Here is a 15,691-nt window from a genome sequence, read left to right as displayed (position 1 = left end):
CAGGAGCCGATCATGCTCTATATCGTCCTCGCCCTCCTTCTCGTCGCCGTCATCTACGGTCCGCAATTCTGGGTCCGCTACGAAATGGACAGGCACGCCGCAGACAGGCCAGACCTTCCCGGCACCGGCGGCGAGCTTGCCCGCCACCTGCTCGATCGTTTCGGCCTGCAGACAATCCCCGTGGAGATCACCGCCGCCGGCGATCACTACGATCCCGATGCTCGTGCCGTGCGGCTCTCGCCCGGCAACCATGACGGCCGCTCGATCACCGCCGTCGCCGTCGCGACCCACGAGGTCGCCCATGCGCTGCAGCATGCACAGGGCAGCCGTCTCTTCGATATCCGCACCAGCCTCGCCCGGCTGCTGGGCAAGATCGACAAGGTCGCGATGGTGGTGCTCGTCACCGCACCGCTGGTGATGCTCCTGGTGCGGGCGCCGGGCGTGCTTTTCGCGCAGTTTGCCGCAGTGCTGGCGCTGCTCGGCATCGGGCTCGTCGTCCATGTCGTGACGCTGCCGGTCGAGTTCGACGCCAGCTTCGGCAAGGCACTGCCGATCCTCGAGCAGGACGGCTATCTGCACCCGGACGACATGCCGGCGGCACGCGGTGTGTTGAGGGCCGCGGCGATGACCTATGTCGCGGCCTCCCTGATGGGACTGCTCAATTTCCTTCGCATCCTGCGCCGATAGGCGGGGCACCATTTCCAAGGGCAAGAGCGATGAGCGAGCACTACGACGATCTCGAGACCCGGCCGCCCGAGCGGCGCGAGGCCGATCTCTTCGCCCGGTTGCCGGCCGTGATCGCCGCTGCGCTGGCAACACCGGGCTATGCCGCGCATCTCAGGGGCGTCGATCCCGCTGCCATCACCGACCGCGCTGCCCTCGCCAGGCTGCCGGTGCTGCGCAAGGCCGACTTGCCGGCCCTGCACAAGGACAAACCGCCCTTCGGCGGGCTCGTCGGCACGCCGCTCGGCTCCTTCGGCAGGCTCTTCACCTCACCCGGCCCGATCTTCGAGCCGGAGGGCACCGGCAGCGATCCCTGGGGCACGGCGCGCGGCCTCTATGCCGCCGGCTTCCGCCGGGGGGACGTCGTGCTCAACACCTTCGGCTACCATCTGACGCCGGGCGGCTTCATCATGGATTCAGCCGCGCGCGCCATCGGCTGCGCCGTCATCCCCGCCGGCCCCGGCAATACCGAGCAGCAGATGGAGGTGATCGGCGCCTACAATCCGAGCGCCTATCTCGGCACGCCGGACTTCCTGAAGCTCCTGATCGAGGCGGCCGACAGCCGCGGCGTCGACACCTCCAGCCTGAAGCGGGCGATCGTCTCGGGGGCGGCCTTCCCGCCCTCATTGCAGGCCTGGGTGCGCGAACGCGGCATCGACGCCTACCAGCTCTACGCCACCGCCGATATCGGCCTGATCGCCTATGAGACCAGCGCCCGCGACGGCATGGTGCTGAACGAGAACCTGATCGTCGAGATCGTCCGCCCCGGCACCGGCGATCCAGTCGCCGAGGGCGAGGTCGGCGAAATCGTCGTCACCAATCTCGACCCGCACCACCCGCAGATCCGCCTCGCGGTCGGCGACCTCACTGCGGTCCTGCCGGGGGCGAGCGCCAGCGGGCGCACCAATGCGAGGATCAAGGGCTGGCTCGGCCGCGCCGACCAGACGACCAAGGTCAAGGGCATGTTCGTGCGACCCGAGCAGGTCGCCGAGATCGCCCGTCGCCATGCCGAGATCGCCAAGCTTCGCCTCGTCATCGGCCGCGCCAACGAGCTCGACACGATGACGCTGAAAGCCGAGATCTATGCCGAGCCGACAGGCTTCATTGACGCAGTGTCCTCGACGCTGCAACAGGTGACCAAGCTGAAGGGCTCCGTCGAGGTGCTGCCGCTCGGCGCGCTGCCGAATGACGGCAAGGTCATCGCCGACGAGCGGCCGGTGGGATAAGCCTCACCACGCGACCGGCTCCTCCCCCTTCGCCTTCAGCCAGTCATTCGCCTGGCTGAACGGCCTGGAGCCGAAGAAGCCACGCTGCGCCGACAACGGCGAAGGGTGAGCGCTGGCGATGACGAGGTGCCTGCCCTCGTCGATCAGGGCGCGCTTGGCCTGCGCTGGCAAGCCCCAGAGCATGAAGACGACATGCGGCCGTTGCTGCGAGACGGCTGCAAGGATCGCATCCGTCACCGCGCGCCAACCGAGCTTGAGATGCGAGCCGGCCTGTGTCGCCCCCTCGCGCACCGTCAGCGCAGTGTTGAGCAGCAGCACGCCCTGTTTCGCCCAGGCCGAGAGATCGCCACTGACGGGGGCGGCACATTGCAGATCCTCGGCCCGTTCCTTGTAGATGTTGACCAGCGAGCGCGGCAGAGGCGGCGGCCCGACATAGGAAAAGGCGAGTCCGTTGGCGTGCCCCGGTGTCGGATAAGGGTCCTGGCCGAGAATGACGACCCGCGCCTGATCGAGCGGCGTCAGCGCGAGTGCCGCCAGAAAGCGCTCCGGCACCGGCGCGACGACATGGCCGGCCCCATGTTCGGCATCGACGGCAGCGCAGGCGCGCGCCACCGTGCCATCGCGGAAGACGGAAAGATCGTGCCACGAGGCCGAAGCAGGCGAGGCCAGAAAGGCGTCGAGCGCCGCGCGATAGGTCGTCAATGTCATCGTGGTCGGATCATCCATCGTCATCCCGGATAGACCACGGAGCGGCGCAATCCCAGCCCGCGGATCATCTCAGTCCGCGAAGACCCGGTCGAGTGGCGGCAGGATCAGCGGTAGAGCGGGCTTACCCTGTTGCTGATCATCCGGACGAGGCTGAGCGCGGCCATTTCCGACGATTTTGGATTGTCGGCGAGCGGCCGGTTCTCGATGGTGACGCTGAGGCGGCCGAAGGCGCCGCGCGCACTCAGGCGATGGCAGTTCGCGGCGATCCCGGGATCGGCGATCAGCTCGACGCGGGTCCGGTCGAGCCCGATGCCGGCGAGCGCCGAGATCACCGCGACATTGGCATTCTGGGAAAAGCGCCGAGCCGCCTCGCGGGCCGAGCCGGTGAAGAAGCTTGCCGGCTCGGTCAACGCGTCGAGCGCGACGAGGCTTTCGGCCGACGTGCCTCGCCAGGCCGCCGGCGGCTTGACGATGGCGTGGACGACCTCGTCGAGCGGCAGCGCGGAGGCGGCCGCGAGCGCATCGATCCCGGCAAGCGCGCCTGATGTGACGACGAGCTGGCTGCCGGCGGATTCCGCGACCGCGATGAGACGTTCAAGCAGCGCGGTGTCGGAGAGGGCGCCGGCCGAGGTCACCACGAACGCCCCCGCCTGCCGCAAGGCACTATCGCCCCAGGCGGCGACCGCCGGTTGGCCTGCTGCTTCCGCCACGATGTCGAGATCGAGCCCGGCAAGCTGCTCCGGATCGGTCAGAAGCATTGCCCCGGCCGGAACATTCTGGGCTCTCTCCGGCGAGCGCACGCCGATGGCAACGATCGAGATGGCGTCGGCGATCGCCGATCGCGACAACAGCCGGACGACATGCCGGTTGATCGCGCCCCAGCCAATCAGCCCGATCCGGAGCGGCTTGCGCCGGCGACCTATCATCGTCCGGCCGTCCGCAAGGCGAGGTCGAGCAGCGCGCCGCCATTCAGCCCGTCGAGCATGCTAAAATGATGGCCCGGACAAATCAGCGGTTCCGGCGCCTGCCAGGCCGTCGCCAGTCTCGCCGATTGCCGCTTGAACGCCTCGCTCTCACCCTCGCCAACCGCAAATGCAAGGCGAGTGCCGGCAGGACGCGACCGCCCGAGCGGGCTGAGCCGTGCCGCTCGCTCGACATCATCGAGGCCGAGCAGGCGCCCGATCGGCAGATGGCCGAGCGGTTTCAGATCATAGAGGCCGGAGAGCAGCAGGGCCGAGGCAACCGGCGGCGCCGCAGGATCGCACAGCGCCATCGCCGCGAGGTGGCCGCCGGCGGAATGGCCGCTGATGTGCAGTTGCGCCGGATCGAGACCGAGCGCTTCGGCCTCCCGGACGAGGAAATTCAGCGCCGCTACGGTCTGGGCGATGCTCGCCTCGAGCGGCGTACCCGGCGCCAGCCCGTAATTCGGCTGGGCAACGGCGAAACCAGCGTCGAGCAGCCCTTGCGAGAACTGCGCATGCTGGAGCTTGTCCGAGGCCTGCCAGTAGCCGCCATGGATGAAGACGAAGATCGGCGCGCGCTTCACGCCGGCCGGGCGATAGAGATCGAGCGTCTCGAAGCAGCCCGGGCCATAGGCAAGGTCGAGCCCCGCATGGCCGGCGCGGAAGGCGGCGCCGTCCCTGCTCCATTGCCGGAACAGCGCGGTCATGTCGGCCTGCAGGCGCGGGCTGTACTGCCGGCCGAGCTCGCGCAGCGGATAACCGTCGACTTCGATATCCGGCAGCGGCTGCGGCGAGGCGTGGCGGGCGCGGATCGTCAGGCCGGGCTCCGTTCCGGGCCGCGATCGGATCGGCGGCCGGAAACCGGCGAAGACCTCGCGATAGGCCAATTCGACCGTGTGGCGCGAGAGGTGGAAGGCGGCGGGATCGACGCTCTCCCACTCCATGCCTGTCAGGTGATGCGGGCCGCAGCCGGCCGCGACCAGGCCGGCGAGGATCTCGCTCAGCGTGTCGCGCAGGGCCTCGACGGGGTCGATCGCGACGCTACGCGCGACGATCTCGTTCTCAGACGCCGACATAGCGATGCACCAGTTCCGCATTGGCCGCGAGGTCGGTGCTGGAACCCGACCAGACCGTGCGCCCCTTCTCGATGATGTAGTGCCGGTCGGCGAGGCGCTTGAGCACGGCAATGTTCTTGTCGATCAGCAGGATCGACTGGCCCTGCGCCTTCAGCGCCTCGATGCAGCGCCAGATCTCGGCGCGGATCACCGGCGCGAGGCCCTCGGTCGCCTCGTCGAGGATCAGCAGCTTCGGGTTGGTCATCAGCGCCCGCCCGACCGCCAGCATCTGCTGCTCGCCGCCCGACAGCGTGCGGGCCGACTGGCCGGCGCGCTCCTGAAGGCGCGGGAACAGGGCGTAAACCCGCTCCAGCGTCCAGGGCGAGGACCGCCCGAGCCGGTTGGCCGCGGTGGCGACGAGGTTCTCGCGCACGGTCAGCGTCGGGAAGACCTGCCGCCCCTCGGGCACCAGGCCGATGCCGCAGCGGGCGATCGCCTCCGGCGTGTCGCCCCTGAGCTTGCGGCCGTCGAAGCTGATCTCGCCGCCTTTTGGCGCGAGCAGCCCCATCAGCGAGCGCACCGTCGTGGTCTTGCCCATGCCGTTGCGGCCGAGCAGGGTGACGACCTCGCCCTCGCCGATGTCGAGGCCGACATCGAACAGCACCTGACTCGCGCCATAGGCCGATTGCAGATTGCGCACGCTCAGCATCAGGCGTCTCCGTCGCCGAGATAGGCGGTGCGTACGTCCTCGTTGTCGCGAATCTCCTGCGCCGTGCCGGTCGCGATAATGCGGCCATAGACCAGCACCGAGATCCGGTCGGCGAGCGCGAAGACCGCGTCCATGTCGTGCTCGACCAGCAGCATGGTGACACGCCCCTTCAGCCCGGAGAGCATCGCGACCATCTGCTCGCTCTCGGCATGGCCGAGGCCCGCCATCGGCTCGTCAAGCAGCAAGAGGCGCGGCTCGCAGGCCAGCGCGATGGCGAATTCGAGCTGCTTCTGCTCGCCATGGGAGAGATCGGCGACCTTGACCTCGGCCCGGTGAGCGAGGCCGGCGGCCGTCAGGTGCTCGCGGGCGCGCTGGCGCAGACTCTTGTCGCGGCGGGCATCGCCCAGGAAACGGAAGCTGTGGCCCTGCCGCGCCTGCACGGCGAGCGCGACATTGTCGAGCATGCTGAAATCGGGCAGCAGCTGGTTGATCTGGAAGGTGCGGGCGAGGCCGCGCTGGACACGCTGCGGCGTGGCGAGTGCGTCGATCGGCTCGCCCTCCAGCCGGATTTCGCCTTCATCATGGCTGAGCTCGCCGAAGAGCTGGGTCAGCAGCGTCGTCTTGCCGGCGCCGTTGGGGCCGATCAACGCGTGGATCTCGCCCTCGACGACGTCGAGATCGACATTGTCGGTGGCGATCAGCCCGCCGAAGCGCTTGCGCAGGCCGCGGACGCTGAGGAGCGGCTTCGTCATCGCTCGCTCCTGCCGAGGCCGAGGCGGTTGAACAGCCCGTTGAGCCCGCCTTGCGTGAACAGGACGACGAGCAGCAGGATCGGCCCGAGAATGAGCTGCCAGTGCTCGGTAAGGGAAGTCAGTACCGTCTCGAGAATGACGAGGGCGGCGGCGCCGAACAGCGGGCCGAGCAAGGTGCCGACGCCGCCGAGGATGACCATGATCATCAGCTCGCCCGACTTGGTCCAGTGCAGCATGTCGGGGCTGACGAAGCGCAGATAATTCGCCATCAGCGCCCCGGCGAGGCCGGTGCCCATGCCGGAGATGACGAAGGCGGCGAGCTTGTAGCGATAGGGCGCGATGCCGATCGCCGCCATGCGCCGCTCGTTCTGTCGGATGCCGGCGAGCACCATGCCGAAGCGCGAGCCGACGATGCGCCAGAGCGCCAGGAAGACGAGCGCGGCGACGGCAAGGCAGATGAAATAGAAGGTGATGTCGTCGCGGGTGTTGAGCCCGAAGAGCTCGTTGCGGCGGCGGATCGTCATGCCGTCATCGCCGCCATAGGCTTTCAGTGAGACGAACAGGAAGAACAGCATCTGCGCGAAGGCGAGCGTGATCATGATGAACTGCACGCCGCTGGTGCGTAAGGACAACGCGCCGATCAGCAGCGCGAGCAGGCCGCCGACCAGGATCGCCGCGGGCAGCGTGATCAGGAGCTGGCCCGTGCCCGGGATCAGGCCGAGGAAGAGGCCGTCATCGACATAGGTGCGGTAGAGGATGCCGACGACATAGCCGCCGATCCCGAAGAAGGCGGCGTGGCCGAAGGACACCATCCCTCCGAAACCGAGCGCGAGGTTCAGGCTGGCGGCGGCGATCGCGTAAATCAGCACGCGGGTCGCCAGCGGCACCAGAGCCGGCTGGCCGAGCGCCTGGACGAGGAAAGGCAGCGCGACGAGCCCGAGGGCGAGCGCAAGCCGCATCAGCGCACGGCCGGTGCTCGGCGCAGGGGAGCCGGGGTGGGTGATGGCGTCCTCAGACATTGGCGGGGAAGAGTCCCTTGGGCCGCACCAGCAGCACCACGGCCATCAGCATGTAGATACCCATCGATGCCAGGCCGGCACCGAGCGCATCGGCCTCCGAGCCGGTCATGACCTGGCGCAGCAGGCCGGGCAGGAAGGCGCGCAGCACCGTGTCGACGAGGCCGACCAGCAGTGCCCCGAAGAAGGCGCCGCGGATCGAGCCGACGCCGCCGATCACCACCACGACGAAGGTCATGATCAGGATCTGTTCGCCCATACCGACCTGCACGGCGAGGATCGGCCCGGCCATCAGCCCGGCGAGGCCGGCGAGCAGGGCGCCAAGCCCGAAGACGGCGGTGTAGAGCAGACGGATATCGACGCCGAGCGCCCGGACCATCTCGCGATGGGTCGCGCCGGCCCGGACCAGCATGCCGATGCGGGTGCGGTTGATCAGAAGGTAGAGCCCGAGCGCAACAAGGAGGCCGACGGCGATGATGATCAGCCGATAGATCGGGTAGGTGAGCCCCGGCAGCAACTGGACCGACCCGTTGAGCACGGATGGCACCGAGACGAAGAGCGGCTGGCGCCCGAACAGCAGCGTCACGCTCTGGTTGAAGATCAGGATCAGCGCGAAGGTCGCCAGCACCTGGTCGAGATGGTCGCGGGCATAGAGCCGACGCAGCACGAAGAGCTCCATCGCCATGCCGACGATGGCGGCCGCGGCAAGGCCCGCCAGGATCGCGAGAAAGACCGAGCCGGTCTGCGCCGCGGCGAAGGCGGCGGCATAGGCGCCGACCATGTAGAGCGAGCCATGAGCGAGGTTGATCACGCCCATGATGCCGAAGATCAGCGTTAGCCCGGCGGCGAGCAGGAACAGCATCACGCCGAACTGCAGGCCGTTGAGCAATTGTTCGAGAACGAGCGTCATTGCAGGTCACGTCCGGCTGGCGACGGGATGGGCTTGAAGCGGCCCATCCCGTCGATGCGGGAGCTTGTCAGTGGTTCAGAGCTTGCAGTCCTTGGCGTAGGCATCGCTGTGATTGCTCAGCACCTTGCCAGAGGTTTTCAGCACCGGCGTGCCGTCCGCGCCCTTCTCGACCTTGAGCGCATACCAGTCCTGGACCGGATGCTGGTTCGGGCCGAACTTGAAGGCGCCGCGGACCGACTGGAAATCGGCCTTGGCCAGCGCCTTGCGCAGCGCCGGCACGTCGGCCTTGCCGCCGGTCGCCTTCAGCGCCGAAGCGATGGCGAGCGCGGTGTCGTAGCCCTGGCTGGCATAGTAGGTCGGCACGCGGTTGTAGGCCTTGGTGAAGGCCTCGACGAAGGCCTTGTTCGACGGGTTGTCGAAGTCGGTGTTCCAGTGCGCGGTGACGCTGAGGCCGAGCGCGGCGTCGCCGACCGCCTTCAGCGTGGTCGCGTCGAGCGAGGGCTCGGCCAGCACCATCGGGGTTTTGCCGAGCAGGCCCGCCTGCTGATACTGGCGCAGGAAGGCGATGCCGAGCCCGCCCGGATGGAACTGGAAGACCACGTCCGGATTGGCCGAGCGGATCTGCGCCATCTCCGGCGCGAAATCGGTCTGGTCGAGTCGCGTATAGACCTCACCGACGACTTCGCCCTTGAACAGGCGCTTGAAGCCGGCGAGCGCGTCCTTGCCGGCCTGGTAGTTCGGGGCGAGGATGAAGGCCTTCTTGTAGCCGAGATTGGTGGCGTGCTGGCCGGCGCTCTCGTGCAGGCTGTCGTTCTGCCAGGAGACGACGAAATAGTTCTCGTTGCACTCCTTGCCGGCGAAGTTCGACGGCGCGGCATTGGGGCTGACATAGAGCGCCCCGGCATCGACGATATCGGGCACGGTCGCGCCGGCGACGTTCGAGAAGACGATACCGGTCATGATCTTGATGCCGTCGGTCTTCAGCATCTTCTCGGCGATCTGCTTGCCCTGGCCGGGCTTCAGCGCATCGTCCTCGACCACGAGCTCGACCGGCGCACCGCCGAGCTTGCCGCCATTCATGTCGATGGCGAGCTTGAAGGCGTCCCGAATGTCCTGGCCGAGATAGCCGCCCGGCCCGGACAGCGTCGTGACCATGCCGATCTTGACCGGCGCCTGCTGGGCGAAGACCGCGGAGGCCAGCAGCATCGAGGTCAGGCCGAAGGAGGCGGCGATGCTTCGTGTCGTGTGCTTGCGCATGATTGTCGAGTTCCCCTGTTTATTGGTCGTTTTGTTCACGATAGTTCCGGCTCGCCCGCCGGGAGAATAATGTCATCCCGCGATACCGGGAAATAGTGCAACGACACTGCGTCACCGCTCGCTTCGACCTTTCCGAAGGCGGGGGACGCGAAGTGATAGGGCGCGACGATCGCCGCTTCCGCCGCGCAGCGACGCAGGATGCGGTCGCGCGTCACCAGCGCCTGGGTCGGGTCGCCGCAGAAATTCGAGTTCAACCCCGTCATGACGAGCTGGATCGGGTGGTGAATCAGATCGGCCAGGAAGCAGACATCGCCCGCCTCGGTCCGCAGCCTGGCGATGGCCATCCCCGGCGAATGGCCGGGCGCAGGCTCGAGCGACAGGCCGGGAGCGATCTCCGCCGGTGTTTCGACACCGGTCAGGACGCCCGCCTCGACGAGCGGCAGCACGCTGTCGACGAAGGCGCCGTGCAGGGTGGCACCGGACGGATCGGCGGCGTGCAGCGCCGACCAGTGATCGAGCTCGGCGTGAGGGACGACATAGCGTGCCTTGCAGAAAGTCGGCCGCCAGCCTTGCCCGTCATGGACCGTGTTCCAACCGACATGGTCGGCATGGAGATGGGTGTTGACGACGAGATCGATGCTCTCGGGCGGAAAGCCCAGCGCCGTCAGCACATCGAGGAAGCGCCCGGAGCGGCGATGCCAGGCCGGGCGATCAGGCCGCTCCTTGCCATTGCCGATGCCGGCATCGATCAGCACGGTCAGGTCCGGCCGGGCGATCAGATAGCTGTTGAAGCTGAGATCGAGCGTGGCGTTCACCGCATCGATGGCGCCTTCGGGCAACTTTTCGGCAGCGGCCGCCAAATCTGCCGGCATCAACGCGCCGAACATCGCCTTCACCGGCCAGCCGATGCCCTCCATGTCGGCGACCCGATAGATCCGGGTCGCGCCGATGGTCAGCAAATCGGCCGTGGCCGAGAGTTCCGGCAATCGCAAGCGCGTCAGCTCGGCCATGTCACGGCCCCGGCAGCTTGCACTGCGCAGCAAAGGGGTCTCCCTGCTCACTCAGTAGCTTGGCCCGGGTGCGCAGGGTCGGCTTCCCGGCTTCGTCCTTGTCGACGACCATGGCCCACCAATCCTGCACCGGATGCTGGTTCGCGCCGAAACGGAAGTTTCCGCGCGTCGATGCGAAGTTGGCCTTCAGCATCGCCTTGCGGAAGGCGGAGGCATCCTTGACGTTGCCGCCGCTGCCCTGCAACGCGGCGGCGATGGCCTGCGCGGTATCGTAGCCTTGCGCGGCATACATCGTCGGCGTCCGGCCATAGGCCTTCGTAAAGGCGGTGACGAAGGCCTTGTTGGCCGGGTTGTCCAGATCCGTGTTCCAGTGGCCGGAGACGTTGAGGCCGACGGCGGCGTCGCCGACAGCCGAGAGGATCGTGTGATCCATCGACGGCTCCGCGACGACCATCGGCACCTTCCCGAGCAGGCCGGCCTGCTGGTACTGACGCAGGAAGGCGATGCCGAGACCGCCGGGCTGGAATTGGAAGACAACCTCGGGATTGGCCGCACGGATCTGCGCCATTTCCGGCGCGAAATCGGTCTGGTCGAGGCGGGTATAGACCTCACCGATGACTTCGCCCTTGAAGAAGCGCTTGAAACCCGCGATCGCGTCCTTGCCGGCCTGGTAGTTCGGCGCCAGCACGAAAGCCTTCTTGTAGCCGAGATCGGTCGCATTCCGGCCGGCACTGCCTTGCATGGTGTCGGTCAGCCAGGAAATGACGAAGTAGTTCTCGTTGCATTCCTTGCCGGCGAATTCCGAGGGCCCGGCATTGGCGCTCACATAGATCGCGCCGGAATCGACGATGTCCGGCACGGTCGCGCCGGCGACGTTCGAGAAGACGATGCCGGTGAACAGCCTGACGCCGTCGGTCTTCAGCATCTTCTCGGCGATCTGCTTGCCCTGGCCCGGCTTCAACCCGTCATCCTCGACGACCATCTCGACCTGCACGCCGCCGAGCTTACCGCCGGCCATGTCGATGGCGAGCTTGAAGGCATCGCGGATGTCCTGGCCGAGATAACCGCCAGGCCCCGACAAGGTGGTGATCATCCCGATCTTGATGGGGGTCTGCTGGGCCAGGGCGCTGCCGCCGGCCAGCAGGGATAACGCAATGCCGAACAGCCTTCCGCGCAGTTTCATTCCAAACTCCGATCGTTCCGGCCTACCCGTCGATCCATTCGACAAGGCATTCCGTGGCGCCGCGCTGTTGCGCGGTCGTGGAGCGCCGTCGGGCGATGGCGGCGCTTCGTGGCCTAGAGTGCGACCCAGCCGGCCGGCGGCTTGCGGCCGGGATGGACAGCCCCGCACTGCTTGCAGGTGCGGGCCTTCTCATCGGCGAAGAAGGCTTCGTAGAGCGGCGGCAGGTCCTTCACGAGATCCCCGACCTTCAGCTCGATGCGATGCACCAGTCCGTTGCATTCGAAGCAGTACCATTCGAAGCCGTCGACCTGGTCGGCATGGCGCGCCGGCTCGACCACGAGCCCGATCGAGCCCTCCTGCGGGCGTTGCGGCGAATGGCGCACATGCGGCGGCAGCAGGAAGACGTCGCCCTCGCGGATCGTGACGTCGTAATGCTGCCCGTTGTCGACCAGCTTCAGCATCATGTCGCCCTTGAGCTGGTAGAAGAACTCCTCCACCGGGTCGTCATGGAAATCGGCGCGCTGGTTCGGCCCGCCGACCACCATCACGGTCATCTGGCCATCGGAGAACACCTTCTTGTTGCCGACGGGCGGCTTCAGCAGGTGCTCGTTCTCCGCGATCCACTTCTTGAAGTTGAAGGCCTTCAGCCGTCCTTCGCTCGCCATATCCGTCTCTCCCGGTTGTTCCATCCGAACCGCGTTTCAGCCAGCCTTCGCCAGAGGCCGGCCAGCAAGCTTCAAGCCACAGCTCTCGAAGGCGGCGCGTGTCGCCGCCTTCTCGGCCTCGGTCAGCTCGAGCAGCGGTGCGCGCACGCGCCCACCGACCTGGCCGAGCAGCTCCTGCCAGTATTTCTGATGCGCATGCGGCTTCTCGGCCGGCCGCGTCGTGCGCAGCGCCTCGCGCACCGGGTTCAGGCTGTCGCGGATGGCATGGGCCTTCTCGACCTCACCGGCGAAGGCGAGATCGGTGTACTCACGCATGCGCCGGTCGGCCGCCGTCTGGATCAGATAGGGCGGCGAGGAGCAGAGATAGACCTGCCAGCCGAGCTCGACGATGTTGTCGAGCCACTCCTCCTCGGAGGCCGTGCTGACCAGGATGCGGTCGCCCGCGAGCCGGGTGAGCTCGGCATACATGGCGCGCGGCACGCTGTACTTGATCGCGACGACGTTCTCGATGTCGGCGAGCCGGTTGCAGAGCTGCGGGCTCATCAGATAGCCCGAGTCCGGGTGGCTCCAGAGGGCTATACCGATATCGACCTGTTCGGCGATGGTCCGGTAGTACTCGTAGAGCGTCTCGTCCTGCGCCTTGAAGAAGTGCAGCAGCGGCGCGTGCACGACGATGTAGTCGGCGCCGACCCTCTGGGCGTGCTTGGCGAGATCGATGACGACGTCCATGTTCTGGTCGGAGCAGGACATGATCGTCTGGCCTCTGCCGGCGGTGGCCTCGACCGCGAGCTCGAAGCTCTTCTTGCGTTCCTCGACCGACATCGCGAAGAACTCGCCCTGCTTGCCGGCGATGAACAGGCCGTCGATGCCGAGATCGTCCGTCCAGTGCCGGATATTCTCGCGGAAGCCGTCCTCGTCGACGGCGAGCGACTGGGTGAAGGGCGTCAGCGCAGCCGCCCAGATGCCCTTCATATTGGCGCGGGTGTAAGCCTTCGCGTCCTTTTTGGCGTATTTCATGCGGCTGTCTCCTTGTCGCCCACGGTCAGATCGCCATGCGGTGCGAGACGGTCTTGATGGTCGTGTAATGCGCCAAACCCTCGGCGCCGCCCTCGCGGCCATAGCCGCTGTCCTTGACCCCGCCAAACGGCACCTCGGCGACCGAGGCCTCCAACGTGTTGATCGAGACGTTGCCGGCTTCGATCTCGTCGGCGAGCCGATCGGCCCGGCTGGCCGAATGGGTGAAGGCGTAGGCGGCAAGGCCGAAGGGCAGGCCGTTCGCCTTAGCGATCGCGTCGTCCAGCGTCGAGACCGGGTTGATCACCGCGAGCGGCCCGAACGGCTCCTCGCGCATGACGCGGGCATCATCGGGCACATCGGCGAGCACCGTCACCGGGAAGAAATAGCCGCGATTGCCGATCCGCTCGCCGCCGGCCAGCACCTTGGCGCCCTTGGCGCGGGCGTCCGCCACCAGCGTCTCCATCGCCTCGATGCGGCGATGATTGGCGACCGGGCCCATCTGCGTTGCGGCATCGAGCCCGTTGCCGACGACGACTGATCGCGCCTTCTCGGCGAAGGTCCTGGCGAAGGCCTCGTAGATCGGCTCCTGCACGAAGAAGCGGGTCGGCGAGGTGCAGACCTGGCCGGCATTGCGCGACTTGCGGATCGCCGAGGCCGTCGCTGCCGCGACCGGATCGACATCGTCGCAGACGATCACCGGGGCATGGCCGCCGAGTTCCATCAGCACCGGCTTCATATGGTCGGCAGCGATCCTCGTCAGGTGCTTGCCGACCGCGGTCGAGCCGGTGAAGGCGATCAGCCGGGTCTGCTCCTGCGGGATCAGATAGGAGGAAATGTCGGCGGGCACGCCGAAGACGAGATTGAACACGCCGGGCGGCAGGCCGGCATCGTGCAAGGCGCGGGCGATATGGAGCGCACCGGCCGGCGTCTCTTCGGCCGCCTTCAGGATGATCGAGCAGCCCGCGGCCAGCGCGCCGGCGATCTTGCGCGCCGGCTGGCTCATCGGGAAGTTCCAGGGCGAGAAGGCCGCGACCATGCCGATCGGCTGGTGCATCACGACATATTTGATGCCGGGCTCGCTCGGGATCACCCTGCCATAGGTGCGCTGGCCCTCGGCGGCATCCCATTCGAAGAACTCGCAGCCGCGGATCACCTCGAGCTGCGCCTGGGCGAAGGGCTTACCATGCTCGAGCGTGATCGCATGGGCGATCTCGTCGATGCGGGCCCGCATCAGCACAGCCGCCTTCAGCATGATCTCGCCACGGGCACGCGGCGACGTCCGGCTCCAGACCCTGAAGCCCTCCCTGGCCGCAGCCAGCGCATCGTCGAGATCGGCGCGAGCAGCGACGGGCACGGCGCCGATCACGCTTTCATCGGCCGGGTTGAGCACCGGCAGGCTGTCGGAGGTCTTGCGCCAGGCGCCGCCGATATAGAGCTGCAGATCGGGATAGGCGGTCATGAAAAGCCTCGAACGGAGCGGCCAGCGGCGCGATGTCGAGGCATGATGGCGGCGGTCACGGCCATATGGAATTCAGCTTATTTGTCTGAATTCAGATGATGTGCCTATAAATTGGCATGGCAGTCACGCTCCGACAGATCCAGGCCTTCCTCGCCGTCGCCGAGCACGGCACCTTCACCAAGGCGGCGGAGCGCCTGCACATGGCGCAGCCGGCTCTGTCGCAATTGGTGCGCGAACTGGAGCAGGCGCTCGGCATCCGCCTGTTCGACCGCACCACGCGCCGGGTCGAATTGACCGAGGGCGGCCGCGAATTCCAGGGCGCCTCTGCGAAGATTGTCCACGATCTCGACCTTGCCATCCAGAATGCCAACGATCTCGCCGAGCGCCGGCGCGGCAAGATCACTGTCGCCGCCCCGCCTTTGCTGGCGGCGGCGATCCTGCCCGAGGCGATCGCCGAGATGCGCGAGCGCTTCCCAGGGGTGCAGGTCGCGGTGCTCGATGCGCGCACCGACACGATCATCGAAACCGTCAGGACGAGCCGGGTCGATTGCGGCCTCGGAACCTTCGCCGCCGTCGAGGACGGCATCGAGCGCATCCCGATGGCGCGCGACCAGCTGATGCTGTTCTGCAGCCCAGGCAGCCGCTTCGCCGATACGAGCGTCGACTGGCGCGAATTGCAGGGCGAGCCGCTGATCACGCTGACCCGCGACAGCGGTATCCGGCTCCTGGTCGAGGTCGCCTATGAGAGCGTCGGCATCCCGCTCGTGCCGGCCTATGAAGTCTCGCAGATCACGACCGCCCTGGCCCTAGTCGAGGCGCGGCTCGGCGTCGCCGTGCTGCCGACCTATGCGCGGGCTGCGGCGCCGCATCGCCGGGTCCTTGCCCGGCCGCTCGCGAACCCGGCGATTGCGCGCGACATCGTCATGATCCGGCCGAGCGGCCGTTCGATCTCGCCGGCGCTGGCGACGTTCGAGACCGTATTGCGCCGCCATGTTCGCCGCCTGACGCCGGCCGACATCGACTGATTTCAGCGCCACCG

At 67.3% G+C, this 15,691-nt stretch carries 16 protein-coding genes; 3 read left to right on the top strand and 13 right to left on the bottom strand.

All coding sequences use genetic code 11. The annotated features are described in order from the left end of the window. Window positions 1-12: 12 nt before the first annotated feature. Both VGV58_RS02860 and VGV58_RS02855 read left to right on the top strand, forming a co-directional pair. The gene (locus VGV58_RS02860) at window positions 13-687 is read left to right on the top strand and encodes a zinc metallopeptidase (RefSeq protein ID WP_326872464.1); all 675 of its coding nucleotides are present in this window, start codon (window positions 13-15) and stop codon (window positions 685-687) included. Window positions 688-716: 29 nt separating this feature from the next. Continuing rightward, entirely contained in the window at window positions 717-1,949 is a 1,233-nt protein-coding gene (locus VGV58_RS02855; RefSeq protein ID WP_326872463.1) for a phenylacetate--CoA ligase family protein, read from the top strand. Between the two features lie 3 nt (window positions 1,950-1,952). Here the strand turns inward: VGV58_RS02855 and ung are convergent, their stop codons facing one another. The 13 genes from ung to VGV58_RS02790 all read right to left on the bottom strand — a co-directional run bounded on the left by ung (window position 1,953) and on the right by VGV58_RS02790 (window position 14,652). Then, the gene (gene ung / locus VGV58_RS02850) at window positions 1,953-2,675 is read right to left on the bottom strand and encodes a uracil-DNA glycosylase (RefSeq protein ID WP_326872461.1); all 723 of its coding nucleotides are present in this window, start codon (window positions 2,673-2,675) and stop codon (window positions 1,953-1,955) included. An 86-nt stretch (window positions 2,676-2,761) separates the two neighbouring features. Next, complete coding sequence (locus tag VGV58_RS02845) at window positions 2,762-3,583, bottom strand: aspartate dehydrogenase (RefSeq protein ID WP_326872460.1); 822 nt, start codon at window positions 3,581-3,583, stop codon at window positions 2,762-2,764. Further along, window positions 3,580-4,695 carry an alpha/beta hydrolase gene (locus VGV58_RS02840; protein ID WP_326872459.1) on the bottom strand — a complete coding sequence of 372 codons (1,116 nt, stop codon included), beginning with the start codon at window positions 4,693-4,695 and terminating at the stop codon, window positions 3,580-3,582. Before VGV58_RS02840 ends, VGV58_RS02845 begins: the two co-directional genes overlap by 4 nt. Continuing rightward, a complete protein-coding gene (locus VGV58_RS02835; protein WP_326872458.1) occupies window positions 4,682-5,383 on the bottom strand; it encodes an ABC transporter ATP-binding protein in 702 nt (233 codons plus the stop codon). The genes VGV58_RS02840 and VGV58_RS02835 overlap by 14 nt, the downstream gene beginning before the upstream one ends. Continuing rightward, on the bottom strand, window positions 5,383-6,135 hold the full coding sequence (locus VGV58_RS02830) for an ABC transporter ATP-binding protein (RefSeq protein WP_326872457.1): 753 nt from the start codon (window positions 6,133-6,135) through the stop codon (window positions 5,383-5,385). Before VGV58_RS02830 ends, VGV58_RS02835 begins: the two co-directional genes overlap by 1 nt. Beyond that, window positions 6,132-7,094: a branched-chain amino acid ABC transporter permease gene (locus VGV58_RS02825; RefSeq protein ID WP_326873550.1), complete on the bottom strand. Its 963-nt coding sequence runs from the start codon at window positions 7,092-7,094 to the stop codon at window positions 6,132-6,134. The genes VGV58_RS02830 and VGV58_RS02825 overlap by 4 nt, the downstream gene beginning before the upstream one ends. Window positions 7,095-7,146: 52 nt before the next feature. Continuing rightward, window positions 7,147-8,061, bottom strand: a complete 915-nt coding sequence (locus tag VGV58_RS02820; RefSeq protein WP_091832562.1) for a branched-chain amino acid ABC transporter permease — start codon at window positions 8,059-8,061, stop codon at window positions 7,147-7,149. 75 nt (window positions 8,062-8,136) lie between these two features. After that, window positions 8,137-9,267: an ABC transporter substrate-binding protein gene (locus VGV58_RS02815; protein WP_326873549.1), complete on the bottom strand. Its 1,131-nt coding sequence runs from the start codon at window positions 9,265-9,267 to the stop codon at window positions 8,137-8,139. Between the two features lie 86 nt (window positions 9,268-9,353). Continuing rightward, complete coding sequence (locus VGV58_RS02810; protein ID WP_326872456.1) at window positions 9,354-10,328, bottom strand: MBL fold metallo-hydrolase; 975 nt, start codon at window positions 10,326-10,328, stop codon at window positions 9,354-9,356. Between the two features lies 1 nt (window position 10,329). Next, window positions 10,330-11,511, bottom strand: a complete 1,182-nt coding sequence (locus VGV58_RS02805; protein ID WP_326872455.1) for an ABC transporter substrate-binding protein — start codon at window positions 11,509-11,511, stop codon at window positions 10,330-10,332. Between the two features lie 113 nt (window positions 11,512-11,624). Further along, window positions 11,625-12,176, bottom strand: a complete 552-nt coding sequence (locus VGV58_RS02800; protein WP_326872454.1) for a 3-hydroxyanthranilate 3,4-dioxygenase — start codon at window positions 12,174-12,176, stop codon at window positions 11,625-11,627. A gap of 36 nt (window positions 12,177-12,212) precedes the next feature. After that, window positions 12,213-13,193, bottom strand: coding sequence for a dihydrodipicolinate synthase family protein (locus VGV58_RS02795; protein WP_326872453.1), 981 nt, complete (start codon window positions 13,191-13,193; stop codon window positions 12,213-12,215). A gap of 25 nt (window positions 13,194-13,218) precedes the next feature. Then, the gene (locus VGV58_RS02790; RefSeq protein WP_326872452.1) at window positions 13,219-14,652 is read right to left on the bottom strand and encodes an NAD-dependent succinate-semialdehyde dehydrogenase; all 1,434 of its coding nucleotides are present in this window, start codon (window positions 14,650-14,652) and stop codon (window positions 13,219-13,221) included. A 116-nt stretch (window positions 14,653-14,768) separates the two neighbouring features. Between VGV58_RS02790 and VGV58_RS02785 the strand changes: the two genes are divergently transcribed. Further along, window positions 14,769-15,677 carry a LysR family transcriptional regulator gene (locus VGV58_RS02785; RefSeq protein WP_326872451.1) on the top strand — a complete coding sequence of 303 codons (909 nt, stop codon included), beginning with the start codon at window positions 14,769-14,771 and terminating at the stop codon, window positions 15,675-15,677. The last annotated feature ends 14 nt before the right edge of the window (window positions 15,678-15,691 follow it).

The organism is Allobosea sp., from assembly GCF_035944895.1.
In the GTDB taxonomy this organism is placed as follows: Bacteria; Pseudomonadota; Alphaproteobacteria; order Rhizobiales; family Beijerinckiaceae; genus Allobosea.
The sequence above is the reverse complement of the archived record's forward strand: the minus strand, read 5'-3'. Positions and strand labels throughout refer to the sequence as shown.